Source organism: Roseovarius conchicola (assembly GCF_041403425.1).
Lineage (GTDB): Bacteria > Pseudomonadota > Alphaproteobacteria > Rhodobacterales > Rhodobacteraceae > Roseovarius > Roseovarius conchicola.
In genome coordinates this window covers 75851-102208 of sequence record NZ_JBGEHK010000002.1, presented here as the reverse complement: position 1 = coordinate 102208, position 26358 = coordinate 75851, and the positions used below count along the sequence as shown (strand labels likewise).

Annotated in this window: 24 protein-coding genes; 12 read left to right on the top strand and 12 right to left on the bottom strand. The window is 59.0% G+C overall.

All coding sequences use genetic code 11. From position 1 onward, the window contains the following. The first annotated feature begins 63 nt into the window (after positions 1-63). From V6N02_RS06365 to V6N02_RS06350, 4 genes are all read left to right on the top strand, one after another. Entirely contained in the window at positions 64-819 is a 756-nt protein-coding gene (locus tag V6N02_RS06365; protein ID WP_371224682.1) for a class II aldolase and adducin N-terminal domain-containing protein, read from the top strand. Positions 820-845: 26 nt separating this feature from the next. Next, positions 846-1838: a sterol desaturase family protein gene (locus V6N02_RS06360; protein ID WP_371224681.1), complete on the top strand. Its 993-nt coding sequence runs from the start codon at positions 846-848 to the stop codon at positions 1836-1838. 20 nt (positions 1839-1858) lie between these two features. Then, positions 1859-2713: an SDR family oxidoreductase gene (locus V6N02_RS06355; protein WP_371224680.1), complete on the top strand. Its 855-nt coding sequence runs from the start codon at positions 1859-1861 to the stop codon at positions 2711-2713. Between the two features lie 238 nt (positions 2714-2951). After that, positions 2952-4463 carry an ABC-F family ATP-binding cassette domain-containing protein gene (locus tag V6N02_RS06350; RefSeq protein ID WP_371224679.1) on the top strand — a complete coding sequence of 504 codons (1512 nt, stop codon included), beginning with the start codon at positions 2952-2954 and terminating at the stop codon, positions 4461-4463. Here V6N02_RS06350 and V6N02_RS06345 read toward each other — a convergent pair. Next, positions 4460-5146, bottom strand: a complete 687-nt coding sequence (locus tag V6N02_RS06345) for a GntR family transcriptional regulator (protein ID WP_371224678.1) — start codon at positions 5144-5146, stop codon at positions 4460-4462. The two genes, V6N02_RS06350 and V6N02_RS06345, sit on opposite strands and share 4 nt — an antisense overlap. Continuing rightward, the gene (locus tag V6N02_RS06340; protein WP_371224677.1) at positions 5143-6507 is read right to left on the bottom strand and encodes a formimidoylglutamate deiminase; all 1365 of its coding nucleotides are present in this window, start codon (positions 6505-6507) and stop codon (positions 5143-5145) included. The genes V6N02_RS06345 and V6N02_RS06340 overlap by 4 nt, the downstream gene beginning before the upstream one ends. A gap of 84 nt (positions 6508-6591) precedes the next feature. Between V6N02_RS06340 and hutI the strand changes: the two genes are divergently transcribed. Genes hutI through V6N02_RS06305 form a run of 7 tightly spaced genes read left to right on the top strand, consistent with a single transcriptional unit; the run spans position 6592 to position 14996 of the window. Continuing rightward, a complete protein-coding gene (gene hutI / locus V6N02_RS06335; RefSeq protein ID WP_371224676.1) occupies positions 6592-7773 on the top strand; it encodes an imidazolonepropionase in 1182 nt (393 codons plus the stop codon). Continuing rightward, positions 7770-9296 carry a histidine ammonia-lyase gene (hutH, locus tag V6N02_RS06330; RefSeq protein WP_371224675.1) on the top strand — a complete coding sequence of 509 codons (1527 nt, stop codon included), beginning with the start codon at positions 7770-7772 and terminating at the stop codon, positions 9294-9296. The genes hutI and hutH overlap by 4 nt, the downstream gene beginning before the upstream one ends. Next, a complete protein-coding gene (hutG, locus tag V6N02_RS06325; RefSeq protein WP_371224674.1) occupies positions 9293-10090 on the top strand; it encodes an N-formylglutamate deformylase in 798 nt (265 codons plus the stop codon). The genes hutH and hutG overlap by 4 nt, the downstream gene beginning before the upstream one ends. Then, positions 10087-11757 carry a urocanate hydratase gene (gene hutU / locus V6N02_RS06320; RefSeq protein WP_371224673.1) on the top strand — a complete coding sequence of 557 codons (1671 nt, stop codon included), beginning with the start codon at positions 10087-10089 and terminating at the stop codon, positions 11755-11757. The genes hutG and hutU overlap by 4 nt, the downstream gene beginning before the upstream one ends. Before the next feature lie 54 nt (positions 11758-11811). Continuing rightward, positions 11812-12897, top strand: coding sequence for a TRAP transporter substrate-binding protein (locus tag V6N02_RS06315; RefSeq protein WP_371224672.1), 1086 nt, complete (start codon positions 11812-11814; stop codon positions 12895-12897). Positions 12898-12951: 54 nt separating this feature from the next. Further along, positions 12952-13446 carry a TRAP transporter small permease subunit gene (locus tag V6N02_RS06310; RefSeq protein WP_371224671.1) on the top strand — a complete coding sequence of 165 codons (495 nt, stop codon included), beginning with the start codon at positions 12952-12954 and terminating at the stop codon, positions 13444-13446. Next, on the top strand, positions 13446-14996 hold the full coding sequence (locus V6N02_RS06305; RefSeq protein WP_371225268.1) for a TRAP transporter large permease: 1551 nt from the start codon (positions 13446-13448) through the stop codon (positions 14994-14996). Before V6N02_RS06310 ends, V6N02_RS06305 begins: the two co-directional genes overlap by 1 nt. 85 nt (positions 14997-15081) lie before the next feature. Here the strand turns inward: V6N02_RS06305 and mscL are convergent, their stop codons facing one another. The 8 genes from mscL to pheS all read right to left on the bottom strand — a co-directional run bounded on the left by mscL (position 15082) and on the right by pheS (position 24496). Then, positions 15082-15492, bottom strand: a complete 411-nt coding sequence (gene mscL / locus V6N02_RS06300) for a large conductance mechanosensitive channel protein MscL (protein WP_371224670.1) — start codon at positions 15490-15492, stop codon at positions 15082-15084. A gap of 119 nt (positions 15493-15611) precedes the next feature. Next, a complete protein-coding gene (locus V6N02_RS06295; protein ID WP_371224669.1) occupies positions 15612-17213 on the bottom strand; it encodes a GMC family oxidoreductase in 1602 nt (533 codons plus the stop codon). A gap of 67 nt (positions 17214-17280) precedes the next feature. Further along, positions 17281-17730, bottom strand: a complete 450-nt coding sequence (locus V6N02_RS06290) for a YtoQ family protein (protein WP_371224668.1) — start codon at positions 17728-17730, stop codon at positions 17281-17283. 70 nt (positions 17731-17800) lie between these two features. Beyond that, positions 17801-19213, bottom strand: a complete 1413-nt coding sequence (locus tag V6N02_RS06285) for a hypothetical protein (RefSeq protein ID WP_371224667.1) — start codon at positions 19211-19213, stop codon at positions 17801-17803. Between the two features lie 80 nt (positions 19214-19293). Then, complete coding sequence (locus V6N02_RS06280) at positions 19294-19737, bottom strand: GNAT family N-acetyltransferase (RefSeq protein ID WP_371224666.1); 444 nt, start codon at positions 19735-19737, stop codon at positions 19294-19296. After that, on the bottom strand, positions 19734-22133 hold the full coding sequence (pheT, locus tag V6N02_RS06275) for a phenylalanine--tRNA ligase subunit beta (RefSeq protein ID WP_371224665.1): 2400 nt from the start codon (positions 22131-22133) through the stop codon (positions 19734-19736). The genes V6N02_RS06280 and pheT overlap by 4 nt, the downstream gene beginning before the upstream one ends. Positions 22134-22247: 114 nt before the next feature. Next, positions 22248-23033 (bottom strand): CE1 family esterase, encoded by a 786-nt coding sequence (locus V6N02_RS06270; protein WP_371224664.1) that lies wholly within the window; start codon positions 23031-23033, stop codon positions 22248-22250. A gap of 389 nt (positions 23034-23422) precedes the next feature. Then, positions 23423-24496 carry a phenylalanine--tRNA ligase subunit alpha gene (pheS, locus tag V6N02_RS06265; RefSeq protein ID WP_371224663.1) on the bottom strand — a complete coding sequence of 358 codons (1074 nt, stop codon included), beginning with the start codon at positions 24494-24496 and terminating at the stop codon, positions 23423-23425. 189 nt (positions 24497-24685) lie between these two features. Between pheS and V6N02_RS06260 the strand changes: the two genes are divergently transcribed. Further along, positions 24686-24961, top strand: coding sequence for a hypothetical protein (locus V6N02_RS06260; RefSeq protein ID WP_371224662.1), 276 nt, complete (start codon positions 24686-24688; stop codon positions 24959-24961). 14 nt (positions 24962-24975) lie between these two features. On the opposite strand, the gene V6N02_RS06255 is transcribed toward V6N02_RS06260, so the two are convergent. Together V6N02_RS06255 and V6N02_RS06250 are read right to left on the bottom strand one after the other, a co-directional pair. Continuing rightward, positions 24976-25863 carry a fatty acid desaturase family protein gene (locus V6N02_RS06255; RefSeq protein ID WP_371224660.1) on the bottom strand — a complete coding sequence of 296 codons (888 nt, stop codon included), beginning with the start codon at positions 25861-25863 and terminating at the stop codon, positions 24976-24978. Between the two features lie 91 nt (positions 25864-25954). Continuing rightward, entirely contained in the window at positions 25955-26107 is a 153-nt protein-coding gene (locus V6N02_RS06250) for a hypothetical protein (protein WP_371224659.1), read from the bottom strand. Between the last annotated feature and the right edge of the window lie 251 nt (positions 26108-26358).

Here is a 26358-nt window from a genome sequence, read left to right as displayed (position 1 = left end):
TTTTCGTTGGTAAAGAGGACCCGTCATGAGGCAGATTTTGAAATGCCAAGAGGAGGAACCGTCATGTCTGTCGCCAAACTGCAGCCCAATATGGATCACTGGACCCAGCGGGTCGAAATGGCCGCCAGTTTCCGCTGGACGGAACGGTTGAATATGCACGAAGCGGTGGCGAACCATTTCAGCCTTGCTGTGAATGAAGATGGCACACAGTTCCTGATGAACCCCAATCAGGCGCATTTCAGCCGGATCAAAGCCTCTGACCTGTTGCTGCTGGATGCCAATGACCCCGAGACACTGGATCGCCCCGATGCGCCCGATCCCACGGCCTGGGGTTTGCACGGGGCGTTGCACCGGATGTGTCCACATGCGCGCTGTGCGATGCACGTACACCCGATTTACTCCACTGTTCTGGCCTCGTTGGCCGACAGCACGCTGCCTCCGATCGACCAGAACACGGCGACCTTTTACAACCGCGTCGCAGTCGATGATCACTTTGGCGGGCTAGCGTTTGAGGAAGAGGCCGAGCGATGCTGTTCCACCTTGTCTGATCCGTCCAAAACCGTCTTGGTCATGGGTAATCACGGCATCATGGTGATCGGTCAGACCGTGGCTGAGACTTTCAACCGAATGTACTACTTCGAGCGCGCTGCGGAGACTTACATCAAGGCGCTCTGGACCGGACAGCCGCTGCGCGTTCTTTCGGATGAGATCGCCCAAAAGACAGCGGATGAGCTTGAAGACTATCCAGGCCAATCCGATCGCCACCTGTCCGAACTGATGGCCATTCTGGATGACGAAGGTTCGGACTACGCCAGCTGAGGCAGGCGCAAGCAAGGGACGTAGCGATGAGCGACATATCATATGATCCGGAATCAGACCGCTGGAACCATCGCCCGGAAGGGCTGATTGGTCTGAACCCCCTATTCAGTTGGCCACCCCGGCCCGGGGCCGTATTGTCCTGGTATCGCGGTGCCTGGTTGCAGATCACAGCGCTGTCCGTGCCGTTCATGATCGCCGTGATTGCCTACGTGCTATTCTTCCCCGGGCTGGATCAGATGACGACGTTTCAGCCGGGCTGGATGATCACCATCTGGCTGCTGAACATGGTGCCCCAGATCCTTGTCGCAGGGGGCTTGCATTGGTGGCTTTACATCCGGCGTGGGCAGGACATGAAGACCAAGTTCGACCGCCGTGATCTGACCCGCAACAACGGTGTCTTCACCTTCAACAATCAGGTTTGGGACAATATCTGGTGGACCCTTGGCAGCGCGATGACCGTGGCCACGATCTATCAATGGGGCATCTTCTGGGCGATGGCCAACGGTTGGGCCCCGACGATCACATGGGCCAGCGCGCCTGTGTGGTTCATTGTCTGGATGGCCTTCATTCCGATGTGGTCAGGCCTGCATTTCTATTGGGTGCATCGGCTGGAACATCACCCCAAGCTTTATAAACACGTCCATGCCGTGCATCACCGCAATGTCAATGTGGGGCCGTGGTCGGGCATTTCGAACCACTGGTTTGAAAACTTCCTCTATTTCACAACCTATTTCGTCCACCTGATCGTGGCATCACACCCGCTGCATGTGCTGTTCCATGTCTATTTTCAACAGATCAGCCCGGTGTTTTCGCATTGCGGCTTTGAAAAGCTGATCCCGAAGGATCGGCCTGCCGCACGCGCCGGGGATTTCTTCCACCAGCTGCATCACCGGTATTTCGAATGCAATTATGGCACCTCGGAAATCCCGTTTGATAAGTGGTTCGGCACCTATCACGATGGGACCGCCGCGGCGACGGAGCGCACCCGCGCTTTCAAGAAACAGATGTACACCAAGTAAAACGCGTCGCAAAAAGGGGTATGAGCAATACACTCCTCTCTTTCGGTCATGGCTATTCTGCACGCGCTTTGGCGAGGCGTCTGATCCCGCAGGGCTGGACCGTCTATGGAACCACCCGAAACTCCGAAAAGCTCGACTTGTTCAGGGACGAGGGGGTGATCCCGATTCTGTGGTCAGATGGCGAGTTCGAACCGGCGTTTGCCGAGGCCACTCATCTTCTGATTTCTGCAGGGCCGGACGACGAGGGCGATCCGGTTCTGCGCCTGTTTCGGGCCGAAATCGAAGACCTGGCCCCGCGTTTGAAATGGGCTGGTTACCTGTCAACAACGGGTGTTTACGGCGATCATCAGGGTGGCTGGGTAACGGAAGATACGCCGTTGCGGGCCGGCATGCCACGCGGTCAGGCGCGGGTGGTGGCCGAAGGTCAATGGGGTGCCATTGACGGGTTGCCCCTGCATATCTTCCGGCTGGCCGGAATCTACGGTCCAGGGCGCGGCCCTTTTCAGAAGGTCAAAAGCGGCAAAGCGCGACGGATCATCAAGGAAAATCAGATTTTCAGCCGCATTCATGTCGCGGATATTGCCCAGGTGCTTGAGGCATCGATCAACCGGCCAAATCCAGGCCGTGCCTATAATGTCTGCGACAATGACCCCGCTCCGCCTGAAGACGTGATCGCCCATGCGGCCGAGCTTCTGGGTTTGCCGGTTCCGCCGGATGTTCCCTTTGAGGAGGCCGAAATGACGCCCATGGCGCGCAGTTTCTATGCCGAGTCCAAGCGGGTGGACAACACACGAATCAAAGAAGAACTGGGAGTCGAGTTGCTTTATCCTGACTATCGTACCGGATTGGCTGCCCTGCTGGCCGAGAGGGCATGATTGATCCCCGGGCAAAGACCGCCTAAGCTGTTCTTGGACCACATCATCCAAGGGAGGGGTCGCATGTATATATTTCGCTATCACGACCGAACCCGTGGCCCTGTTCATGCCTCACAAATGCGTTTGTGGGGCTGATCGAAGGACATTCCAAAGCGTTTCCCGAAACACTTCTGTCACGACGATCTGCCCTGATGGCAGCCTGATATGGCTGTGCACACTGGCCTGAAAGATGTGACATATGACTTTAATCAACCTGCGCAATCTTGGCATAACCCTTGCCGAGCCGCTGTTTTCCAACCTTAACCTGACCCTCGACAAAGGCGACCGCATTGGTGTGGTTGCGGCCAATGGGCGGGGCAAATCCACCCTGCTGGCGGCTATCGCCGGGCAGGCTGAAACAACTCATGGCGAGATCACCACCGCGCGCGGCTTGCGCGTTGGGTTGGTGTCTCAAGCTGTTCCAGAGGCGCTTTTGGAGTTGTCCCTCTATGATGCCGTTCTTTCTGGTCTGGATGCAGAACAGGCCGAAACCGAAAGCTGGCGGGTTGATATCGCGTTAGAGGATCTGCACGTCCCGAATGAACTTTGGCAAAGACCGTTGCACGCTTTGTCCGGCGGCTGGCAGCGCATCACTCTGCTGGCGTGCATTTGGGTGTCCGAGCCGGATGTCTTGCTGATGGATGAACCGACCAACCATCTTGATCTGGGTCGGATTGGCATCCTGCAGAATTGGCTGAAAACGGTTGCTCGCGGGACGCCCCTGCTGGTGGTCAGCCACGATCGCGCCTTTCTGGATGCCGTCACCAATCGCACGTTTTTTCTGCGCGCCGAGACCTCGCATATGTTTGCCCTGCCGTATTCGGCGGCCCGCGATGCGCTGGACGAGATTGATATCGCCGCCGCCCGTCAGTTTGAAAACGAGGTCGCCAAGGCCAATCAACTGCGCCGCCAGGCTGCCAAGCTGAAGAATATCGGGATCAACTCGGGCTCTGATCTGCTGTTAAAGAAGACCAAGAAACTGAAGGACCGCGCTGACAAGATCGAAGAAACCGCGCGCCCGGCGTTTCAGGACCGCTCGGCCGGGAAGATCAAGCTGGTCAATTCCGGGGCGCACGCCAAGGCGTTTGTGACAATTGAGCCGTCGGAGATTACGATGCCTGACGGAACGCCCCTGTTTCGCACCGAGGCTTTGTGGATCAATCCCGGGGATCGCGTGGTGGTGCTGGGCGCAAACGGCACCGGCAAGACCCGACTGCTGTCACAGGTGATTGCGGCGCTGGAAGGGGTGCATCCGACGATCCGTGTTGCGCCGTCGGTGATGCCTGCCGTATCGGATCAGGCGCTCAGCCAGTTGGATCACTTCCGCTCGCCCATGGACGCGGTCACGCGCAGTTCGGAGGTGGGCGATCAACGCGCTCGTGCCTTGCTGGCCGGGGCCGGGGTGCGGATTGGTGTGCAGGAACAGGCGATATCGGTTCTGTCCGGTGGACAGAAAAGCCGTCTGGCGATGCTGCTTTTGCGTCTGCTGAACCCCAATTTCTATATTCTGGATGAACCGACAAACCATCTGGATATCGAAGGTCAGGAGGCGCTGGAATACGAGCTGTTGGAGCATGATGCCACTGCCCTGCTGGTCAGCCATGACCGCACATTCGTGCGAAACGTTGGCACGCGGTTCTGGCAGATTGAACGTAAGCGATTGATCGAGGTCGACAGCCCTGAGGCGTTTTTTGCCGGGCAGCTGGGTTAGATCGTTCCGCCGATCACGGTGCGGATCTGATAGCCCGGCGCATAGGACAGGCGCACGATGGTGATGGCATTGTCATGATCCCAAGTGGTCCGGTCGATCACAAAGATCGCAGCACCTTCGGCGGTGTTCAGACGGTCTGCCAGGCCTTTGGTGGCCGTGGCGGCGGCAAAGGCGATATCACCCTTGGTATAGGGTGCATGGGTGATCAGCCATTCGTTGGCGCTGATCTCTTCAAAGCTCTGGTGGGCCGCTTCCGGGGCTACGGCAAGATTGATCCAGCGATCTTCAAACACCAGCGGGGCGCCGTCAGCCAGATGCAGGGCCGTGACATGCAACGCCTGCGCACCCAACAGAGGATGCGTGCCGGGTTTGCGGCTGATCAGGTGATACCCATAGGTCGCGCCGCGCTCCTCGATCTCCTGACGGATCACCGGAATATCGACCGTTACCTTGCTGACCGGGTGTAGGGCCACGCGTGTGCCGGCCTTGCGGCGGCGTTCAAGGATGCCGGCATCGGCCAGCGCCTGCATCGCACGGTTCACGGTGGCGCGGGCGCAACCAAATTCGCGGGCCAGATCAACCTCGCCCGGTATGGTCTGCCCCGGAACCCATTCACGGGCATGAATGCGGCGCAACACTTCGGCCTGAATGGCCTGCCAGGTGTTGATCTGTGGCTGGGTCATGCGAGGTCCCGAAGGGGTTTCATGGCCTCTGAATAGGCTGTGGTGATCTGATCACGGGCGATATGGCGACCGTTCTGAACAAGGTGGCGACCGGCGGACCAGACATCGCGGACCATGCGGTCATCACCGGCGAAAATATAGGTATCCAGCAGGGTATCACCGGACTGCCCGTCCAGATCAATGTGCCCGTCGTCCAACGTCATCAGGTCGGCCCAGTGGCCGGGCGCAATCTGCCCCGAGTGCCGCCCAGCCGCCTGAGCGCCCCCTTCGCAGATGGCGTCAAACAGCCTGCGACCGGTCGAGAACTCAGGCGTGGCAAGGGCGGCACGGGATCGATCCCGCAGGCGTTGCGAATAATCCAGCGTACGTAGCTCTTCGGATAGCGAGATACGGATATTGGAATCCGATCCGATGGCGATCTGACCGCTGTGATCCAGCCACCGTACACCGTCAAAAATCCCATCGCCCAGGCTACTTTCCGTGATCGGGCACAGGCCTGCGACTGCGCCGGTCTGGGCGAGCGCCTTGGTTTCATGTGGCTCCATCTGGGTGCAGTGGATCAGGCACCATTGGTTGTTCACCTCGGCATTGGCCAGCAACCATTCCACGGGGCGCGCACCCCATGCGGCCTGCACCTCTTCCACCTCTTTGACCTGCTCGGCCAGATGCAGATGGATCGGCCCGCCATTCGCCAGCGTATGGGCTTGGGCAATATCCTCGGACGCAACGGCGCGCAGGGAATGAGGCGCAACACCAAGCCTCGCATCTTCGGGCAAGGCCGACAGCGCCGCGTGGCTTTCCTCGACCAGCTTGGCAAAACGATCAGGATCATTGCCAAAACGGATCTGCCCCGGCCCAAGGCCGGATTTATCGCAACCACCAAACTGGTATTGCACTGGCAGCAGGGTCAGGCCGATGCCGGTTTGTTTTGTCGCTTCCACGATGCGCTGCGCCATTTCCGATAGGGTGTCATAGGGCACACCGCCCGGCTGATGATGGAGATAATGAAACTCGACATTGGTGGCATATCCGGCCTCCAGCATTTCCATCTGAACCAGGGCGGCGATGGCCTGCACCTGTTCGGGGGTCAGCTGATCCAGGAATCGGTACATCAGCTGCCGCCATGTCCAGAACGTATCGCTGGGGTCTGGTCCGCGCCGTTCGGTCAGGCCGGCCATGGCGCGTTGAAACGCGTGGGAGTGGGCATTTGCAGGGGCCGGAAGCAGAATGCCAACGCGTTGACCTGTGCATTCGGTATCAGGTGTAACCGATGCAATTTGCCCTGCGGCATCAATCGTCACCGTCACATCGCGCGCCCAACCGTCAGGCAGCAAAGCGTGGGGGGACCAGAGCGTTTCCATTGGCAGCGTTTCCCATATTGACAGATTATTATGTCTAGACATATTCTCAAACACGACTCGGGAAATCAAGTTGAATGTGAACCTATGCTGCTGCGAAATGCGACACTTGCCACGATGGCGGGGGATGCGCCCTATGGGTTGATCCCCAACGGGGCTGTGTTGATTGAAGACGGGCAGATAGCCTGGGTCGGGACCGATGCCAACGCCCCGGACGGCCCATCTGAAAATATGGAAGGGCGGCTGATTACCCCCGCCTTGATCGACTGCCACACGCATATCGTGCATGGCGGCCATCGCGCGGGCGAATTCGAAATGCGCCTGAACGGGGCCAGCTATGAAGAGGTGGCGCGCGCGGGGGGCGGGATCGTCTCGACAGTCAGCGCCACGCGCGAGGCCAGCGAGGATCAGCTGTTGCAAGGCGCGCTGCGCTTTGTCGATGCGCTATTGGCCGAGGGTGTCAGCGTGATCGAAGTGAAATCGGGCTACGGGTTGGATATCGACACCGAGCTGAAAATGCTGCGCGCCGCGCGGGCGATTGAAGGTGTTCGTCCTGTCCGGATCAAAACCAGCTTTCTTGGTGCCCATGCGGTGCCTGCTGATTATGCGGGCCGTGCGATGGAGTATATCCAACAGGTCTGCATCCCCGCGCTTGAGGCGGCTATGGCCGAAGGTTTGGTGGACGCGGTGGACGGGTTTTGCGAAGGCATTGCCTTTTCTGTTGACGAGATTGAGCCGGTTTTCGCAAAGGCCAAAGAGCTTGGGTTGCCTGTCAAACTGCATGCCGAACAGCTGAGTAATATCGGCGGCACGCAGCTGGCTGCGAAATATGGTGCGCTGTCTGCGGATCATGTGGAGTATGCCACCGAGGAGGATGCGCGGGCCTTGGCCAAGTCGGGCAGTGTCGCGGTGATCCTGCCGGGTGCCTTTTACACATTGCGAGAAATGCAGATGCCGCCAATTCAGGCGTTTCGCGATCACGGCGTGCCGATGGCCTTGGCGACCGATTGCAACCCGGGCTCGTCTCCGATGGCCTCGCTTTTGCTGACAATGAACATGGGCTGCACGCTATTTCGCATGACGCCGGAAGAGGCTTTGGCAGGCGTCACGCGCAACGCTGCCCGCGCCCTCGGCTTGGACGATACCGGCGTCATCAAGGTCGGGAAACGCGGCGATCTGGCGGTATGGGATGTCGAAACACCTGCCGAACTGGCCTACCGCATTGGGTACAACCCCCTGAAAAAACGGATTTTCGGAGGTGCAGGATGAGCGACGTGTTGACACCCGGCGCTGCCACTCTAGGCCAGCTTGAGGTGATCTGGCGTGGTGAACATGCGGTGATGCTGGACCGGTCCGTGCGGCCTGCGGTCGAGGCGGCGGCTGATCTGGTTCGCCGTGCTGCCGAGGGTGATGAGGCCGTTTATGGTGTGAATACTGGTTTCGGCAAACTGGCCAGCGTCAAGATACCTGCGGAAGATACGGAGCAGTTGCAGCGCAACCTCATCCTGTCGCATTGCTGTGGTGTGGGCGAGGCATTGGACATACCGACCACGCGGTTGATGATGGTGCTGAAACTGCTGTCGCTTGGCCGGGGGGCCTCGGGCGTGCAATGGGCAACCATTGAGCTGATTGAGGGCATGTTAGATCGTGGCGTGACGCCTGTGGTGCCGGATCAGGGGTCGGTCGGGGCGTCTGGCGATCTGGCACCGCTGGCGCATATGGCCGCCGCGATGATGGGCGAGGGCGAAGCGCAGTTCGAAGGCGTCAGAATGGGCGGGGCCGAGGCATTAAAGAAGGCTGGCCTGTCCCCGATTGTGCTGAGCCCGAAAGAAGGTCTGGCCCTGATCAACGGCACCCAGTTCTCGACGGCCTGCGCGCTGGTTGGTCTTTGGGGTGCTTGGCGCAACGCGCAAGCGTCTGTCGTGACCGCGTCCCTGTCCACCGATGCGATCATGGGATCAACGGCACCATTGGTCGATGCGATCCATACGTTGCGGGGGCATCGCGGGCAGATTGATGCGGCCCGCGCACAACGCACCCTGATGGAGGGCAGCGAAATCCGCGAAAGCCACCGCGATGGCGACACCCGTGTGCAGGATCCCTATTGCATCCGCTGTCAGGCGCAAGTCACGGGTGCAGCGATGGATCTGTTACGTCGCGCTGGCGAAGTGCTTGAGATCGAAGCAAATGCGGTAACCGACAACCCTTTGGTTCTGGTAGACGAAGGGCGCATCGTTTCGGGGGGGAACTTCCACGCCGAACCGGTTGGGTTTGCCGCTGATCAGATTGCCGTGGCCATTGCCGAGATTGGCGCGATTGCCCAGCGGCGCGTGGCGTTGATGGTCGATCCAACGCTCAGCTTTGATCTGCCCCCCTTCCTGACCCCGACGCCGGGCCTGAATTCCGGGTTGATGATTGCCGAGGTCACAACCGCGGCCTTGATGAGCGAGAACAAGCATCTGGCCAATCCGTGTACCACTGACAGCACACCAACCTCTGCCAATCAGGAAGACCATGTCAGCATGGCGGCCCACGCGGCGCGACGGCTGGCGCGGATGAACACCAACCTGAACACCATTCTGGGGGTCGAGGCGATTTGCGGCGCACAAGGTATCGGGTTCCGTGCACCGCTGCAGACCAGCGCACCCTTGCAAGCGGCCATGGCCCGGCTGCGTCAGGACGTGCCTGCGCTGGATGCCGATCGTTATCTGGCCCCCGATCTGACCGCCGCTGCCGCATTGATACGCGACGGTGATTTGGTCAACGCCTCAGGATTAGAGATGGTGCTATGACGGACCCTGTTGAAATCCATCGCGGCGACAGTCCGGTTATCCTGGGCCTGCCACATACGGGTACGCATGTTCCGGCTGATGTGCGCTCAAAACTCAACGCGCGCGGGCGGGCACTGGCAGACACGGACTGGAATATTCACAAGCTTTATGACGGGTTGTTGCCCGGCGCGACAACTGTACGCGCTACGTTTCATCGCTACGTGATTGACGCCAATCGTGATCCTTCGGGGGCCAGCCTGTATCCAGGTCAGAACACCACCGGGTTAGTCCCTCTGACTGACTTTGAAGGCGACGACATCTGGGGGCAGGCACCATCCGGCGGCGAGATCGAGCATCGCCGGGAACTGTTTCATGCGCCCTACCATGCCGCGTTAGAGGCCGAGATGGCCCGCGTCCAAAAGCGGCACGGTGTTGCGATCTTGTATGACTGCCATTCCATACGATCACGTATTGGGTTTCTGTTCGACGGCACCTTACCAGATTTCAATATCGGCACCAACGGCGGTACGACCTGCGCACCGATGATTGCCAAGGCAGTCGAAGATATTTGTCAAACTGCCGAAGGATACACATCCATCACCGATGGACGCTTCAAAGGCGGTTGGACGACCCGCCATTATGGGCGCCCCGAGCAGGGATGGCACGCGATCCAGATGGAGCTGGCGCAATCCACCTACATGGAAGAGGCCTCGCCCTGGCCCTATCTGCACGACCGCGCCGACCGGCTGCGCGTGCATCTGAAAGAGATACTGACAGCGATTGATGCAATCGCACGCAACGGAGATCTGACATGACCGATCCACGCCATAACATTCGTGATGTATACCCAGACACCGGGTCCGAGATCACCGCGAAAAGCTGGGTGACCGAGGCGCCGATGCGGATGCTGATGAACAACCTGCACCCGGATGTGGCCGAGAATCCGCATGAGTTGGTCGTTTATGGCGGCATTGGGCGGGCGACGCGCACATGGGAAGATTTTGATCGCATCGTCGACAGCCTGAAAGGGCTGGAAGAGGACGAAACATTGCTGGTGCAATCGGGCAAACCTGTAGGGGTTTTCAAGACGCATACAGATGCGCCGCGCGTGCTGATAGCCAACAGCAATCTGGTGCCACATTGGGCCAATTGGGATCACTTTAGCGAGCTCGATAAGAAGGGCCTGATGATGTACGGTCAGATGACGGCTGGGTCATGGATTTATATCGGCACGCAAGGCATCGTGCAGGGCACCTATGAAACCTTTGTGGAGGCTGGACGACAGCATTACGACGGCAACCTGACGGGGCGCTGGATTCTAACCGGGGGTTTGGGCGGTATGGGCGGTGCGCAGCCTTTGGCGGCGGTCATGGCCGGGGCCTGCTGTCTGGCGGTGGAATGCGATGAAACCCGCGCCGAGTTCCGCAAGCGCACCCGTTATCTGGACGAGATCACTCATTCGCTGGACGAGGCGCTCGAGATGATCGACCGCTGGACCAAGGCGGGCGAAGCCAAATCTGTGGGCCTGATTGGCAACGCGGCCGATGTATTCCCCGAGCTGGTCAAACGCGGCGTGCATCCTGACATCGTCACCGACCAGACCAGCGCCCATGACCCGGTGCATGGCTATTTGCCCCAAGGCTGGAGCGTCGCCGAATGGCGCGCCAAACAAGAGAGCGATCCGAAGGGCGTGGAAAAGGCCGCCCGGGCCAGCATGAAGGTCCATGTGGCCGCTATGGTGGATTTCTGGAATGCCGGTGTCCCGACACTGGATTACGGCAACAACATCCGGCAGGTGGCCTTGGAAGAAGGTTTGGAAAACGCCTTTGCCTTCCCGGGTTTTGTGCCCGCTTACATTCGGCCGCTGTTTTGTCGCGGTGTCGGGCCGTTCCGCTGGTGCGCCCTGTCTGGCGACCCCGAGGATATCTACAAAACCGACGCCAAGATGAAAGAGCTGTTCCCCGACGATACCCACCTGCATCAATGGCTGGACATGGCACAGGACCGCATCGCGTTTCAGGGCCTGCCCGCGCGCATCTGCTGGATCGGGTTGGGGGACCGGCATCGCGCAGGTCTTGCCTTTAACGAAATGGTGCGTAGTGGTGAATTAAAAGCGCCTGTTGTGATTGGGCGCGATCATCTGGATAGCGGCTCGGTCGCCTCACCCAACCGGGAAACCGAAGCCATGAAGGATGGAAGCGATGCGGTGTCGGATTGGCCGTTGTTGAATGCTTTGCTGAATTGCGCCAGCGGAGCGACATGGGTCAGCCTGCATCACGGTGGCGGTGTCGGCATGGGATTTTCGCAGCATTCGGGCATGGTGATCTGTGCCGATGGCACGGATGATGCCGCGCGCCGACTGGAACGTGTGTTGTGGAATGATCCGGCGACGGGGGTGATGCGCCATGCCGATGCAGGCTATGATATCGCCAAGGATTGTGCGGTGGAACATGGGCTGAAACTGCCCGGTATTTTGGGATGAAGGATGGTGGGGTGAACCCCACCCTACGGTATTAAACAGAAGGAGAAAGATAAGATGAAAAGACGTGATTTCATGAAGGCAGGGGCCGTTGGGACCGCTGCAACGGCATTGGCCAGTCCTGCAATTGCGCAGGATGTGACGGAATGGACCATGGTCACCGCCTGGCCGAAAAACCTGCCCGGGCCGGGTGTGGCCGCACAAACATTGGCTGATAGAATCACCACCTTGTCCGGCGGGCGCTTGCAGGTGAAACTGTTTGCCGCCGGTGAAATCGTCCCCGGCCGCGGTGTGTTTGATGCCGTTTCCGAGGGCACTGCGCATCTTTATCATGCGGTGCCTGCCTACTGGGGATCAAAGTCAAAAGGCATTCTGCTGTTTGGATCACAGCCCTTTGGTCTGCGCGCGGATGAGCAAGTGGGCTGGATGGTCCATGGCGGCGGTCAGGAGCTTTACGATGAAATGTATGGCCGCTTTGGTATCAAGCCGTTCCTGTGTGGCAATTCCGGCCCGCAATGGTTTGGCTGGTTCCGGGATGAAATCAACTCGGTCGATGACCTGAAGGGGATGAAGTATCGCTCGACTGGTCTGGCCTCGGAGATGTGCGCCGAAATCGGCATGGCCGTGCAGGCAATGTCCGGCCCTGCGATGTTCCAGGCTCTGCAATCGGGTGCGTTGGACGCGGGCGAGTTCATCGGGCCGTGGACGGACAGTGCGTTGGGGTATCACCAGATCGCCAAGAACTATTACTGGCCAGGCATCGGCGAGCCGTCTTCGGCCGAAGAATGTGGTGTGAATGCAGAGGCCTATAATGCCCTGCCTGACGATCTGAAACTGGTGGTCAAAACGGCCTGTTCCAGCCTCTATAACGATGTTTGGACCGAATATGAGACCAAGCATGCCCGCGCTTTGGCCGAGCTGGTGGCAAATGAAGGCGTGATGGTCCGCGAACTGCCCGAAAGCATCGTGATGGAAATGGGCAAGGCCGCCGATACCGTGATTGGCAAACTGCGCGAGGACAGTGATGAGTTGACCCAACGCATCACCGAAAGCTTCCTTGCCTATCGCGATTCAATTGGTCGCTATATGGTTTATGCTGACAATGGTCAGATGAACGCCCGCGCCAAGGTGCTGGGTTACTAAGATAACAAGCGGCCCGGTCACAATGCCGGGCCGCTTTGTTCAGGGGGCAGGTTTATGGAGCGGCTGGCCGACCGGCTTGATGTGATCAACCGCACCGTCGGGCGTACCGTCCGGTGGCTGGCCCTGATCATGGTGTTGGTGCAGTTTGGCATTGTCCTGCTGCGCTATGTTTTTGGCTTTAGTTCCATCGCGCTAAACGAGTCCGTCCTATACATGCATGCCAGTCTGTTCATGCTGGGCGCGGGCTATACCCTGCTGGTGGATGACCATGTCAGGGTCGATATTTTTCAAGCGAAAGCCGGAGATTTAGGCAAAGCGTGGATCGACGTCTTTGGTCATATTGTCCTGCTGATCCCTTCCATGCTGGTGCTGCTTTATTGGTCCTTCCCGTCCGTGCGCAATGCCTGGGCAATTTATGAAGGGGCAATTTCCGTGGGCGGTATTCCGGCTGTCTTCCTGCTGAAAACCCTGATCCCTGCCTTTTGCATCCTTCTGGTGATCCAATCGCTGGCCTGCCTTCTGCGCAACCTTCTAAGGCTGCGCGCATGATCGCCGAATATCTTGACTTGATGATGTTTGCCGCGCTGATGGGGGTGATCCTGCTGGGGTTCCCTGTGTCATTCGCGATTGCAGGGACAGCCGTGTTTTTTGCCTATCTCGGCTGGGCCACGGGGGTGATGAACCTCGGGTTGCTTGGTGCATTGGGTCAGCGGGTGTTCGGCGTGCTGACTAATGACGTCCTGATCGCGATTCCGCTTTTTGTCACTATGGGTGTGGTGCTGGAGCGCAGCCGCATTGCCGAGGATTTGCTCGATACGATGGGCCGGCTTTTTGGCCAATTGCGCGGAGGATTGGGCATATCGGTCATCCTCGTCGGCGCACTTCTGGCAGCCTCAACCGGTATTGTCGGTGCCACTGTCATCGCCATGGGACTGATCGCGCTGCCGACGATGCTGCGCACTGGGTATGATCCGCGTCTGGCCTCGGGGCTGGTCTGCACCGCTGGCACCTTGGGGCAGATCATCCCGCCCTCGACACTGCTGATCATCCTCAGCGATGTCATGTCCAGCGCCTATCAACAGGCGCAGTACGAGCAGGGCAAATTCTCGGTCGAGACCATTTCAGTGGGTCAGATTTTTGCAGGTGCCCTGATCCCGGGGCTAACGTTGGTGGCGATATACATCCTCTATGTTCTGATCCGGGGCCTCATTCGCCCCGATGACATGCCGCCCGCACCAACCCCAGACGGGCGTCCCCATTTCAGTGAAGTGGCGGGCGCGATCGTGCCACCGGTTCTGTTGATCGTTGCGGTGCTGGGCGCAATCCTCGGGGGGATCGCCACGCCGACCGAAGCGGCTTCGGTCGGGGCTGTGGGTGCAATCCTGATGGCGGGTGCGCGTCAGGGCGTGGACCGGCGGTTGATCATTGCGGGCGCAGGTGCGTTGTTCGTTCTGGCGGTGGCTGCCGGGATTGCCCCGGTGCGTTTGCAGCGCTCGGATGCAGGGATCGGCGCCTGGGCGCTGGGGGCCATTTACGGCGGGCTTATGCTGATTGGGTTCTGGGCAATCTTTGCCTCACTTGCAAAACTGCACCGCAAGGATGTGTTGGCAGGGGCAGTGACCACAACGATGACCGTTACGGCGATGATTTTTGCGACGATTCTGATGGCCTCGGTGTTCAGTCTCGTTTTCGTCGGTTTGGGTGGCGAGGATCATGTCGCCGAGATTTTGCAGTCCATGCCGGGCGGGGCCACCGGTGCCTTGATCTTTTCCATGCTGCTGATCTTTGTCCTTGGGTTCTTCCTCGACTTTGTCGAGATCACGGTCATCTTGCTGCCGCTGCTGGCCCCGGTGCTGATCCTGATGGGCCATGACCCGGTCTGGCTGGCGATCCTGATCGCGATCAATTTGCAGACCTCCTTTTTAACCCCACCGTTCGGGTTTTCTTTGTTCTACCTGCGGGGGGCCGCCCCACCGGAAGTCACCACTGGTATGATTTATGCGGGCGTTGCTCCGTTCATTGTCCTCCAGATACTTGGGATCGCCACGATATGGGCGGTTCCGCAACTGGCCACATGGCTGCCGGGCATGGTGTTCTAAGGCGGCTCGTTTTGTGCTGCCCAGTGTCTGACATAAAAAGGCCCGCCGAGATCCGACGGGCCTTTCAGCAACCATGCGATGAAGCTTACTTATTCAGCCCGTCGCGGATTTCCATCAGGATATCCAGCTCGGTCGGTCCGGGGTCTTCTGCCGGGGCCTCTTCTTCGACCTTCTTAGTCTTGTTCACAGCTTTGACCAGCAGAAACACCACCCATGCGATGATCAGGAAGTTGATGACCGCCATGATGAAGCGCCCATAGGCAAAGACGGCTGCGCCAGCTTCTTCCGCAGCGGCGAGCGAGGCAAATTCACCATCTCCCAGGATGACAAAGAGTGATGAGAAATCTGTGCCACCCATGAAGAGGCTGATCACAGGATTGATCAGGTCAGCCACGAGCGAGCTGACAATGGCGGTAAAGGCCGCGCCGATGATGATCCCGACGGCCATGTCCATGACATTGCCCTTGGCAATGAAATCCTTAAATTCTTGTATCATTTCTGTCCCTTTTCACAGTGTCACATGCGGCCTGTCCGCGTCCGCAGCAACGGTCTAGCACGGCTTTATCAAATCAGCGTAGATTTTTCATGGGAACGTTCGGCGGATTTCCCCCCGAACTATGTCTTCCGGATGGAATGTGCCAGCTTCTCGGCCATCATCATGGTGGGCGCATTGGTATTTCCACCAATCAGGCGCGGCATGATCGAGGCATCAATCACCCTGAGGCCGGTTAGCCCATGCACCCGCGCATCGGGGTCGACCACAGCCATGTCATCCGCGCCCATTCGGCAGGTGCCCACCGGGTGATAGATCGTATCGGCGCGGGCGCGGATATCGGCTTCAAGCGCGGCATCGCTTCCATCGTGAGGATAAAGGCGGCGACCGCGCCAGGGATCAAATGCCTTGCCGGCCATAATCTGTTCCATGATCCGTGTGCCTGCCATCAGGGTCTTCAGGTCGCGTGGATCAGACAGGAACTGCGGGTCGATCAGAGGCGCATGGCGCGGATTGGCCGAGGCCAGTGTGACCCGTCCCCGGCTGTGCGGGCGCAGCGCACAGACATGGGCCGAATAGCCGTATTTGAAATGCGGCCTTCGCATGTGTTGATCCAGGATACCGATCACGAAATGGATTTGCAGATCGGGCCTGTCCAATCCGGGCGCGGACCGCAAGAAAACGCCCGCCTCAGCAAAGGGAGAGGCAAAATGCCCCTTGCCACTTTTGCGCCACTTGACTGCAGCACGCCCGAGTTGGATCAAGCCCTTGGGGTGCAATGCGACCACATCATCGCGTTTCGAGGTGTCGGACAGGATGTGATCCAGATGATCCTGCAGGTTTTCGCCCACACCTGGCAGGTCATGCACCGGGTCGATCCCATGGGCGCGCAGCTCGTCCGCCGGGCCGACGCCCGAGAGTTTCAGCAAATGCGGCGATCCAAACGCACCGCCAGAGATAATCACTTCCCCGCGCGCTCCAAGATGCATGGTGCGGCGCCGATGCCGGACCACAAGACCGGTAGCACGGCTGCCGTCGAAGGTAATCTTTAGCGCCCGGGCGCGGGTCAGGACGGTCAGGTTGGGGCGGTTGAGCACAGGAAAAAGATAGGCCGCAGCCGCCGAGCACCGTTCGCCGCGCCTGGGGCCATCGAAAAACTGCGTAACCTGGTACAGCCCTGCGCCTTCCTGTCGGGGGCCGTTGAAGTCGTCGTTGGCGGGGATTTGCAGCGCCTTGGCGGCCTCGATAAACGCATGTGAAATGTCGCGCGGTTTGGATTGATCACCCACCTGCAACGGACCGTTGCCGCCATGCAGATCATCCGCGCCCCGCATATTGCGTTCGGTGCGTTTGAACCACGGCAGCACACTGTCCCAATCCCAACCCTCACAACCCAGATCGGCCCATTCATCGTAGTCGCGCCGGTGACCACGCACATAGAGCATCGCATTGATGGCGGATGATCCGCCCAATGCTTTGCCGCGTGGTTGATAGCCCCGCCGCCCGTTCAGGCCCGGCTGTGGTACCGTATGCAGCGCCCAGTTGTTGATTGGCGGCAAGCCCGAGACCATCGAAGCGACCATGGCAGGTGCGCGGATCAGGATGCTGTCGCCTCCCCCTCCGGCTTCGACCAGACAGACGGTCGTGTCAGGGTCTTCGCTCAGCCGCGTAGCCAGAACGCATCCGGCCGAGCCGCCACCGGCGATGATATAGTCATACTCCATGGGCAGGCCATCCTTGCTGCCTCATGTTTAGCGTGGATCGCTCAGCGTGCCCAAGTGCGACGCGGCGTCACCCCGGCAGCGTGCCCTCCAGCACATAGCGCAGTATCTGCACCACCTGCTCGGGGGTGCGGGCCATGGCGAGGGCCGCGGCGTTCACTTCCTTGAGGGCATGATCATGTTCGGGCGGTTGCAGGATGATCAGGGATTTGCCCAGCGCGCTGGCATAGCCGGCATCAAAGGCGGCATTCCATTGTTTGTACTTGTCGCCAAAGCGCACGACGACCACGTCCGCCTCTTCGATTCCCTTGCGGGTGCGGATAGCATTAACCATAGCCCCTTTGCGATCATGCCAGAACTTGTCGGACTCTTCACCCAGGATCGCCACACCGCAATCGTCCGAGGCGGCGTGATCGGTGACCGGGGCTGTGAAGCTGACGTTCAGTCCCCGCGCCCCTTCGATGATCTGGTCGCGCCAATCGGTGTGAATTTCGCCGGAGAGGTAGATGGACAGGGTCATGCGGGCGCTCCTTGATAAGTTTGTTTCACGTCAGAGTATTTTGTCAGCATTGCAATGTGCAAGACATGGCTTAGTCAGCACAGGAGCGGCTCAGCAGATGCAACCCATCGTCGCGCAGAATAAGCCCGGAATTTGTACCGGGTATGTCCGAGATGTAACGGTTCAATTGACTGCCATCGGCGGCCTGAACCATTTCGACCGTGTCGCCATCGACATGCCACAGGTCCAGCCCATGACCTTGTAGAAACACGCCATTGAAGGTGGCGCTGTGCACAGGGCTTTCGAGTTGGTAGGAGGGCGTCTCTTTGGTGGCGAGCAGGCGAGTTACGGTCAGGTCTGAGTTCAGGCGGTAATGGCCATTGGATGTAATCGCAAAGAAGCTGCCCGCGACCTTGTACCAGTTGGTGCTAGTGACATTCAGCGCGGCCGTTGTATCCTGAGGAACGGCGTAGAAATGACCATTGCCATAATATCTTATGGTTTGGCCCATCCGCACGAAAGGAAGAGTTTGCTGCTCTGTTTTAATTGAGCGCCTATGCCCCGTAATCCTCAGCCCGGTTTCGGGTATGGGGGTTACCGCCAGATCCTGATCGACATCAACGAACCCGTCATGCGTTATAAACATGAGTCTTTCTCCGGCGGAATTGCGGGCAAGCTGCAAAAACGGGCCGGTCTCTGGCACAAATAGGCTCCCGTATATATGGTACTGGTTCATGCGTCTCAGTGTCCAGCCATCCGAAATATCGTAGATATGGTTTGTGCCATTGTGAGCAAAGACAGCCAGCCCCGCGTCATGCGAGACACGAAAATCGGTGGCGCGGACGCTGTAGACGTCGCGTGATTTTAGGCGTTGGACGACATCCAGTTTTTTCCATATGTGTGGTGGTGTCCCCGTGAGAGTGTAGAGCCATCCGTCTGTTCCCGCGACGTACATCCCGAGGTCGGGGACGTATCGCGGCAGCAAGTCGTTCAGTCCAAGAGGTTCCCCCGCCAGAGGCGACGGGATCAGATTCTGCCCGTCCCATTCCATCAGTCCCTGATGTTCGTAGAGCAGCAAAAGCCGTTCGCGGTTGGGGTCAAATACGTGGGTCAGAAACCCGTCGATCCCGGTTGGCTCGAATTCGGACTGACCGGGGTGCAGCACATAGATGCTGTTTTTCGCAGAACGAACGCCCCAAACTGTCCCATCGCTGAGTACATAGTGGTCCCGGTAGGACCATAGTTGTGCGTAAGGGTACTCAGCACCCAGTTCTTCGAACCGTCCGTTGCGGATGGTGTGCAGGGGAAAGCGGTTTGTCGGCTTGAGGATCAGCCACGGATAGCCGGGAATGGTCAGCGCCTCACGGACCATCCGATAGGGTTGTTCTATTTCAACACCTTGGGGTTCACCGCCTTCAACGGGCTTAAGGCACCAGCCGGCTACCTGAACGGCTGAGGCCAGCCAGATGATGACTGTTGCGCAGATGCTGGTCGATAGGTTCATGGCATCCTACCTTTGGAAATCACAACTAACGATAGAGGGCCGCGCTGCATATGTAATGCTTAAAGCAGCTTCTGCCGGGTTTACAGGCCGCGGCTCATCGTCACTTTGTCGTCGGTCCGATCAGTGATCGCCCAGCCAAGATGCTGATACAAAGCAATATTGTCCGGCATAAGGCGGTGGGTGACCAAAGTGATCTGCGAATGACCCAGAGCCTTGGCGGCATTCAGCACGTGGTTCATCAGCACCTTGCCGATACCTTGGCCCACGCGGTTGGGATGTACGGCGATATTGGCCAGCTTTGCACCCTCGGGTCCGGCAAGAAGGATCGCGCCGCCCGCAATACCTTGTGCATCTTCAACCAACCAGACGTGGTTATCCCGGATATCCTCGGCAATGCCGTCCGCCACGGGGGGTAAATCGATCCCTGCATCCCGATACGATTGATAGGCCGCATCAATGCAGGCGGTCAGGGCCGGGGCCTCTTCGGGCTGGGCTGACCGCAAGGTGATGCTGACATTGCTCACCCGCGCAGGGTGCCGCCGGTCGCTTTGGTGACCTTCTCGACGATCTTGGCCGAGACCGCTTCGATATCGGCATCTTTCAGCGTGGCATCGGTGGGTTGCAAGCGCACAGTGATGGCCAGCGATTTCTTGCCCTCTCCCAGGCTGCCGCCGATGAATTCATCAAAGACACGCACCTCGTCGATCAGGGTCTTGTCGGCCCCGGCGGCGGCGTTGATCAGGGTCAGCGCCTCGACATCCGTATCGACGACAAAGGCAAAGTCCCGCTCGACCGCTTGCAGGTCGTTCAAGCCCAGAGCCCCGCGATTGGCCGAGGCATTGCGAGGCAGTGGGATTTCGGCAGGGAACAGGGTAAACGCCATGGCAGGCCCTTTGACATCCATCGCGTTCAGCACCTTGGGGTGCAATTCGCCAAACACGCCCAGCACCTTTTTGGGCCCCAGACAGATCATGCCGTGACGGCCCGGATGCCACCATTCGCGCGCGCCGCGCAGGATTTGTACTTTGGCAGGCGCGCCGATCGCGGCCAGTACCGCCTCGGCGTCGGCCTTGACGTCGTAGACATCCACCGCGCGGCTTGCCCCGTGCACATCCTTGGGTCCGGTGCGCCCGACCAGAAGGCCGGAGATTTGCACATGCTGTTCTTCCGGTTCACCGCCGTGGAAGGCATGGCCCAGCTCGAACAGGGCAAGGTCCATGAACCCGCGCGCCTGATTGCGCGCCGCAGCTTGCAACAGGCCGGGCAGCAGGGCGGGGCGCATATGGCTCATTTCCGAACTGATCGGATTGGCCAGCATCGTGGCATCATCACCGCCGCCAAACAGCGTGGCGCTGGCGCGATCAATAAAGCTGTAGGTGACGCATTCATTATATCCCAACGCCGCAGCGGTACGTCGCGCGATCTGTTCGCGCTTTTGCGCGGGCGAGAGGATCGGTTGGGGCACCCCATCGGTAGTGCGGGTCATCGGGCGGCCTTTGAGCTTGGTCAGCGATGCGATCCGCGCGACTTCCTCGACCAGATCGGCCTGACCCTGAACATCGGGCCGCCAAGACGGCACGTGTGCCATGTACCCTTCCATGCGGAAGCCCAGCGCGGTCAGGGTCTGACGTTGCTCGGTCTCGGGAATATCCATGCCCACCAGCGATTGCACGCGGGCGGGATCAAGCTGATAGGCGCGCGACACGTCCGGCACTTCGCCTGCGACGACCACGTCGGAGGGTTCACCACCGCAAAGATCGAGGATCATTTGCGTCGCCAACTCATGCGCGGGCATGTTGAATTCCGGGTCGATGCCGCGTTCGTTGCGATAGCGCGCGTCCGAGTTGATTTTCAGCGCACGACCGGTATGGGCGATCTGGATATGATCCCAGACAGCCGCCTCAAGGAACACATTAGTGGTCGCCTCGGTGCAGCCTGTTTCCAGACCACCCATGATACCTGCGATACTCTCAATGCCGTTATCATCCGAGATCACGACCTGCCCGTCCAAGAAGGTGTACTCCTTCTCGTCCAGACCCATCAATGTCTCGCCACCCTTGGCGCGGTGCACCCGCAGATTGCCGGTGACCTTGTCGGCGTCAAAGACGTGCAAGGGGCGGTTGCGGTCATAGGTGAAGAAATTGGTGATATCGACCAGCGCCGAGATTGGCCGCAGCCCGATGGCGCGCAGGCGGGTTTGCAGCCACTCGGGAGAGGGGCCGTTTTTGACATTGCGGATCAGGCGTCCGGCAAAGACGAAACAGCCGTTTTCACGGGTATCTTCGTCAATGGTCACGTTGATCGGGCAGGGGAACTGCCCTTCGACCTTTGCTTCCTTGGCAGGTTTCATCGTGCCCAAACCCCGCGCGGCCAGATCAAGGGCAATACCGCGCACACCCAGAGCATCGGGGCGGTTCGGCGTGATGGCGATCTCGATCACCGGGTCCACCTTGGTGGGATCGTTCTCGGCCAGCCAATCGATGAACCGCTCACCCACTTCACCAGAAGGCAGCTCGATAATGCCGTCGTGTTCCTCGCTGAGTTCCATTTCACGCTCGGAACACATCATGCCATAGCTTTCGACGCCGCGGATTTTGCCAACACCGATGGTGGTGTCGATGCCGGGGACATAGACGCCCGGTTTGGCCACAACCACGGTAATTCCCGTGCGGGCATTGGGCGCGCCACAGATGATCTGCAGGCTGCCCTCGTCGGTCAAAACCTGACAGACGCGCAGCCGGTCTGCATCGGGATGCTGCTCGGCATGGGTGACCTTGCCGATGGTAAATTCGGACAGGCGCGCGGCTGGGTCCTGAACCTCTTCCACTTCCAACCCAAGGTCGGTCAGCGCCTCGGTGATCTCATCCACCGAGGCGTTGGTTTCCAGATGGTCTTTCAGCCAGGACAGTGTGAATTTCATGGCACCAAATCCGTTTATTCATAGGTCAAAGGGGCTTTAACGCATGCCGCACCCCGGGGGAAGGCTTGGACGGTTTGAATGTGGATATTTACTACAGGTGGTGCATGCTGTGTTCTACGGGGTGTTCCCAAGCAGTTCATCCAGCTGTTGTGCGATCCAGCCGCGGGGGATGAAATGGCCGCGCGCGTGCACATCCAGCACCACGCGCCCTTCGGCGCAATCGTCCCAGACCGTGCGATCAAATACATCATATTTGGTGACCTGCCAGGTGCCATCCGTCTTGCCAGCCCCACAGCCCAGCCGATCCCGCCACAGGCGCACAGGGTGCGTGGTATCGCCATCGGGACCAAAGGGGAAGTCCATGACGTTGTCACGGGTCCCATGCACATGGCGGATTTCGTCCGGCGCGGTGGCGCAGATTTCGGATTGTTGCAGCGTTCCGGATACGGCCAGAAGGGCGGCAACCCCGTCGCCATTGTCGCACGCATAGCGCCACGCCATGGCCGACCCGAAGGAATAACCCGAGACATAGATACGCGCGCGGTCAATCGGGTATCGTTTGGCGGCGTCTTCGATCACACGTGCGGCGAAACCCGTGTCGGCGCTGCCTTGTGTCCAGAAGTTCCAGGTTTTGTTTTGTCCGTTCGGGGCCAAAAGCAAAACACCCCGTCGCCGCGTGGCCCCGGAAATCCGCGAGTGCTTAACGATCAGATCGCCCTGCCGTGCCCAACCGTGGAAATGCAACAGCACCGGCAGCGGGCTTTTGCCATCCCACTCATCCGGCTCTTTGACATGGTATGATCGGTCCCCCAATGGGCAGGGGATTTCGGCGTGGCAGTCCGGGGCCGCCAATGCGGGAAGGGCTAGAAGGCCGAGGAAGAGTAGCAGGCGTATCATCATGTGCCGGACCATACGAAACAAGGCCGGGATGTCATGTCACGAATAGGTTAGTAGGGCGGGATTGCACCTCGTCATACTTTGCAAGCGCTTGGCGCAATGGTGGTAGGGTGAAATCCCACCCTACACTTGCTATTCACCTTTTATCGACTTGACCATCAGATTCCGGATCAAGCGCGTCTTCGCTAGAAACCCAAGTCCCAAAACGATGGTGTAGAAGCGGTACCCATAGCGCATATCGCCAGATCCTAAGATATTGCTTAATTCAAGTGTGATAGCAGACCCGAATGATTGTCCCGAATACACTCTCGCCAACGATGACACTGCTATATCGGCCAATACCAGACAAATCGCGGTCCACCCGATCGCGGCAATTACCTTTAAGTATGTATTCACCTACTCAACCCACCATGCAGTGTCGGCACGTCCAGCCCAGCAAAGCCGTAGTGGCGCAGCCAGCGCAGGTCGGAATCGAAGAAGGCGCGCAGGTCGGGGATGCCGTATTTCAGCATGGCAATCCGGTCGATCCCGACGCCAAAGGCAAAGCCTTGCCATTCGTCGGGGTCGATATTGCCCGCTTCCAGCACCTTGGGGTGGACCATGCCGGAGCCAAGGATTTCCAGCCAGTCATCGCCCTCGCCAATCTTCAGCGTGCCGCCCTCCCAGGAACAGCGGATATCAACCTCGGCCGAGGGTTCGGTGAAGGGGAAATGCGAGGCGCGGAAGCGCAATTCGACGTCATCCACCTCGAAGAACGCTTTAACGAATTCCTCAAGACACCACTTCAGGTTCGCCATCGAGATATCTCGGTCAATCGCCAGCCCTTCGACCTGATGGAACATCGGCGTATGGGTCTGGTCGTAATCCGCGCGGTAAACACGGCCCGGCGCGATCACCCGCAAGGGCGCGCCATGGGCCTGCATGGTACGGATTTGTACGGGCGAGGTATGGGTGCGCAGCACATGCGGCGGGCGGTCATCATCCGCGGCGCGGTGGGTGTAGAATGTGTCCATCTCGGCCCGCGCGGGGTGGTGCGACGGGATATTCAGCGCGTCGAAATTATACCAGTCACTTTCGATCTGCGGGCCTTCGGCAACCGAGAATCCCATATCGGCGAAGATCGCGGTGACCTCTTCGGAGACCTGGGACACAGGGTGGATCGTGCCCGCGCGACGGGGACGACCCGGCAAGGTCACGTCCAGCCATTCGGTGCGCAGGCGTTCGTCCAGCGCGGCATCAGCAAGGGCGGCTTTCTTGGCGGCCAGCGCCGAATTGATCTCGTCCTTCAAAGCGTTCAGCGCCGGGCCTGCGACCTGGCGTTCCTCGGGCGTCATCTTGCCCAGCTCGCGCATCTGCAAGCTAACTTCGCCCTTCTTGCCCACGGCCTGTACGCGCAGGTCTTCCAACGTGGCCTCGTCGCCAGCCTCGCCAATCAGGCGGATATATTTGTCGCGCAGATCGTCCATGATGCGTCCTCGAATGTGGTTGCGGCTGTGCTAGCGGGGTGGGGTGGTGATTGCAAGAGACAGGGTATTTTGGCCTTTGAGTCAAACCCGAACCAAACCCCACCATGACGCCGCAATTGTGCCGCTCCAAAGCCCGGAGCTTTGGCGATTTTTGAGGGCAATCATTCTCAGCCCGAAAGGATCTTTCAGATGCATATGATCAAGAAACTGCTGGTTCTACCTGCTGTTGCTTTGGCGTTTGCTGCTACGCAAGCAGATGCGATTGGTGTCTCCAAGCGCACCGCCCCTGCCGCCCCATCGGAAAGCTATCAGGGTCAGTGGTACACTACGCCGGATGGGTGTTCTTATTCTCGGGCCAAGGCACCGGGATATGCAACGATGTGGGTCCTGATCAGAAACCCTCACCATATCGGCCAACCCCCTGCCGGGCGCCATTGCGCAACCGTGCTGCAGGCGCAACGATAACAGGTTCTCTGTCCTTACCTCAGGGTGGCGGTATAGTCCCTGGTGAATTCGCCATAGCCATTGGCCAGCACGCCGTGATGCCCTTGCATGTCGGCGTGCAGGTCGGGCAGGCGATGGAAGGGCACCATTGGCAGGCTGTGATGCTCGATATGATAAGGCATGTTCCACGCCAGAAACCGGATCACACGGTTGGTCAGGGTTGTGCGGGTGTTCTCAAACATATTGGCCACAAAGGCACAGCGGCCATGCTCGGCCAAAAGATACAGCCTCAGGAATGGCTGACCCAAAAGGCAAGGCAGCAGCCAGACCCAGAACAACAGCGGAGAGAACAGCAGGCTAAACGCGGCCAACCCATAAAGCGTTAACATCCATCGCGCTTCGTTGATCACGCGGGCGCGGGCGCGGTCGGGAATGTAACCGCCCGGATCGCGGCCTAGCGCATTGCGAACGGTCTGAGCGGCCATCCCCCACCAATATGGCAGGCCCGTGACATGTGTGATGTAGGCACGCCAGGTTTCCGGTTTGGCGCCGCTGATCAGTTCGGGGTCTTTGTCCGGTATGTTGGTGTATCGATGATGGGCCAGGTGAAAATAGCGGAACCATTCAAACGGCTGGAGGATCAATAACCCCGTGATCCGGCCGACCCATTCGTTCAGCCAAACGGTGGCGAACGGTGTTTTATGTGTTGTTTCGTGTTGCAGTGTGAACAGAAAGCAAATGCAGATGCCTTGCGCGACCACGGCCAAAGGCCATAGCCACCAGCCCTGTGCGATCCAGACTCCAAAAATGATAATAAGGCCTGCATGGCCTGCCAAATGGCGCAGGCCTGCGGCGTCGCTGAGTGTGTTCAGGCTTGCAAGACGCTCTTTCGACAGAGCGGCGATGAAGGCTTTGTGATCCATGAGTCATCCGGCCCATTCAGCTGGGACAGATCAGGAATAGTCTATTTCGCGCGGCGGATAAACATCGTTTCCGCGCGGGTGATGATCGGAGTTATCCAGCCATCCTGTAGGTCTGGCCGCTGGGCTCACGCACTATTTCACGAGTCATCTGCGATACTTCGCGGTCATGGGCGGCCAGAAGGCGGCGGGCCTTTTCGCTCAGGCTTTGCTGGGCGGGGTCGGCTTGATTCACTTGGGTGCTCATATTCTGCTCTCCTGTCGGATCATATGGCTTTGTCTGGATCCTGAGCTTCGAAATTGACGGTGATTTGTGGACAAAAAAGGGCAGAACCGGGGAATTGTTGCGCAGCTGGCAGAGCGATCACGGTTAAAAGTATGCTGAAAACTCAATTAAAATTGTTCTCAAAATGCCCTTCGCCGCGCAGCGGTTTCGAAACTCTTTCGGGCAAGAATGTGGGGCAGCGCATGCCCAGGGCCCCACGGACAGGACATCCA

Excerpts from the sequence above, each read along its gene's own strand:
- V6N02_RS06365 (WP_371224682.1), top strand. The coding sequence starts at position 64 with ATGTCTGTCGCCAAACTGCAGCCCAATATGGATCACTGGACCCAGCGG.
- V6N02_RS06360 (WP_371224681.1), top strand. The coding sequence starts at position 846 with ATGAGCGACATATCATATGATCCGGAATCAGACCGCTGGAACCATCGC.
- V6N02_RS06355 (WP_371224680.1), top strand. The coding sequence starts at position 1,859 with ATGAGCAATACACTCCTCTCTTTCGGTCATGGCTATTCTGCACGCGCT.
- V6N02_RS06350 (WP_371224679.1), top strand. The coding sequence starts at position 2,952 with ATGACTTTAATCAACCTGCGCAATCTTGGCATAACCCTTGCCGAGCCG.
- V6N02_RS06345 (WP_371224678.1), bottom strand. The coding sequence starts at position 5,146 with ATGACCCAGCCACAGATCAACACCTGGCAGGCCATTCAGGCCGAAGTG.
- V6N02_RS06340 (WP_371224677.1), bottom strand. The coding sequence starts at position 6,507 with ATGGAAACGCTCTGGTCCCCCCACGCTTTGCTGCCTGACGGTTGGGCG.
- hutI (WP_371224676.1), top strand. The coding sequence starts at position 6,592 with ATGCTGCTGCGAAATGCGACACTTGCCACGATGGCGGGGGATGCGCCC.
- hutH (WP_371224675.1), top strand. The coding sequence starts at position 7,770 with ATGAGCGACGTGTTGACACCCGGCGCTGCCACTCTAGGCCAGCTTGAG.
- hutG (WP_371224674.1), top strand. The coding sequence starts at position 9,293 with ATGACGGACCCTGTTGAAATCCATCGCGGCGACAGTCCGGTTATCCTG.
- hutU (WP_371224673.1), top strand. The coding sequence starts at position 10,087 with ATGACCGATCCACGCCATAACATTCGTGATGTATACCCAGACACCGGG.
- V6N02_RS06315 (WP_371224672.1), top strand. The coding sequence starts at position 11,812 with ATGAAAAGACGTGATTTCATGAAGGCAGGGGCCGTTGGGACCGCTGCA.
- V6N02_RS06310 (WP_371224671.1), top strand. The coding sequence starts at position 12,952 with ATGGAGCGGCTGGCCGACCGGCTTGATGTGATCAACCGCACCGTCGGG.
- mscL (WP_371224670.1), bottom strand. The coding sequence starts at position 15,492 with ATGATACAAGAATTTAAGGATTTCATTGCCAAGGGCAATGTCATGGAC.
- V6N02_RS06295 (WP_371224669.1), bottom strand. The coding sequence starts at position 17,213 with ATGGAGTATGACTATATCATCGCCGGTGGCGGCTCGGCCGGATGCGTT.
- V6N02_RS06290 (WP_371224668.1), bottom strand. The coding sequence starts at position 17,730 with ATGACCCTGTCCATCTACCTCTCCGGCGAAATTCACACCGATTGGCGC.
- V6N02_RS06285 (WP_371224667.1), bottom strand. The coding sequence starts at position 19,213 with ATGAACCTATCGACCAGCATCTGCGCAACAGTCATCATCTGGCTGGCC.
- pheT (WP_371224665.1), bottom strand. The coding sequence starts at position 22,133 with ATGAAATTCACACTGTCCTGGCTGAAAGACCATCTGGAAACCAACGCC.
- V6N02_RS06270 (WP_371224664.1), bottom strand. The coding sequence starts at position 23,033 with ATGATGATACGCCTGCTACTCTTCCTCGGCCTTCTAGCCCTTCCCGCA.
- pheS (WP_371224663.1), bottom strand. The coding sequence starts at position 24,496 with ATGGACGATCTGCGCGACAAATATATCCGCCTGATTGGCGAGGCTGGC.
- V6N02_RS06260 (WP_371224662.1), top strand. The coding sequence starts at position 24,686 with ATGCATATGATCAAGAAACTGCTGGTTCTACCTGCTGTTGCTTTGGCG.
- V6N02_RS06255 (WP_371224660.1), bottom strand. The coding sequence starts at position 25,863 with ATGGATCACAAAGCCTTCATCGCCGCTCTGTCGAAAGAGCGTCTTGCA.
- V6N02_RS06250 (WP_371224659.1), bottom strand. The coding sequence starts at position 26,107 with ATGAGCACCCAAGTGAATCAAGCCGACCCCGCCCAGCAAAGCCTGAGC.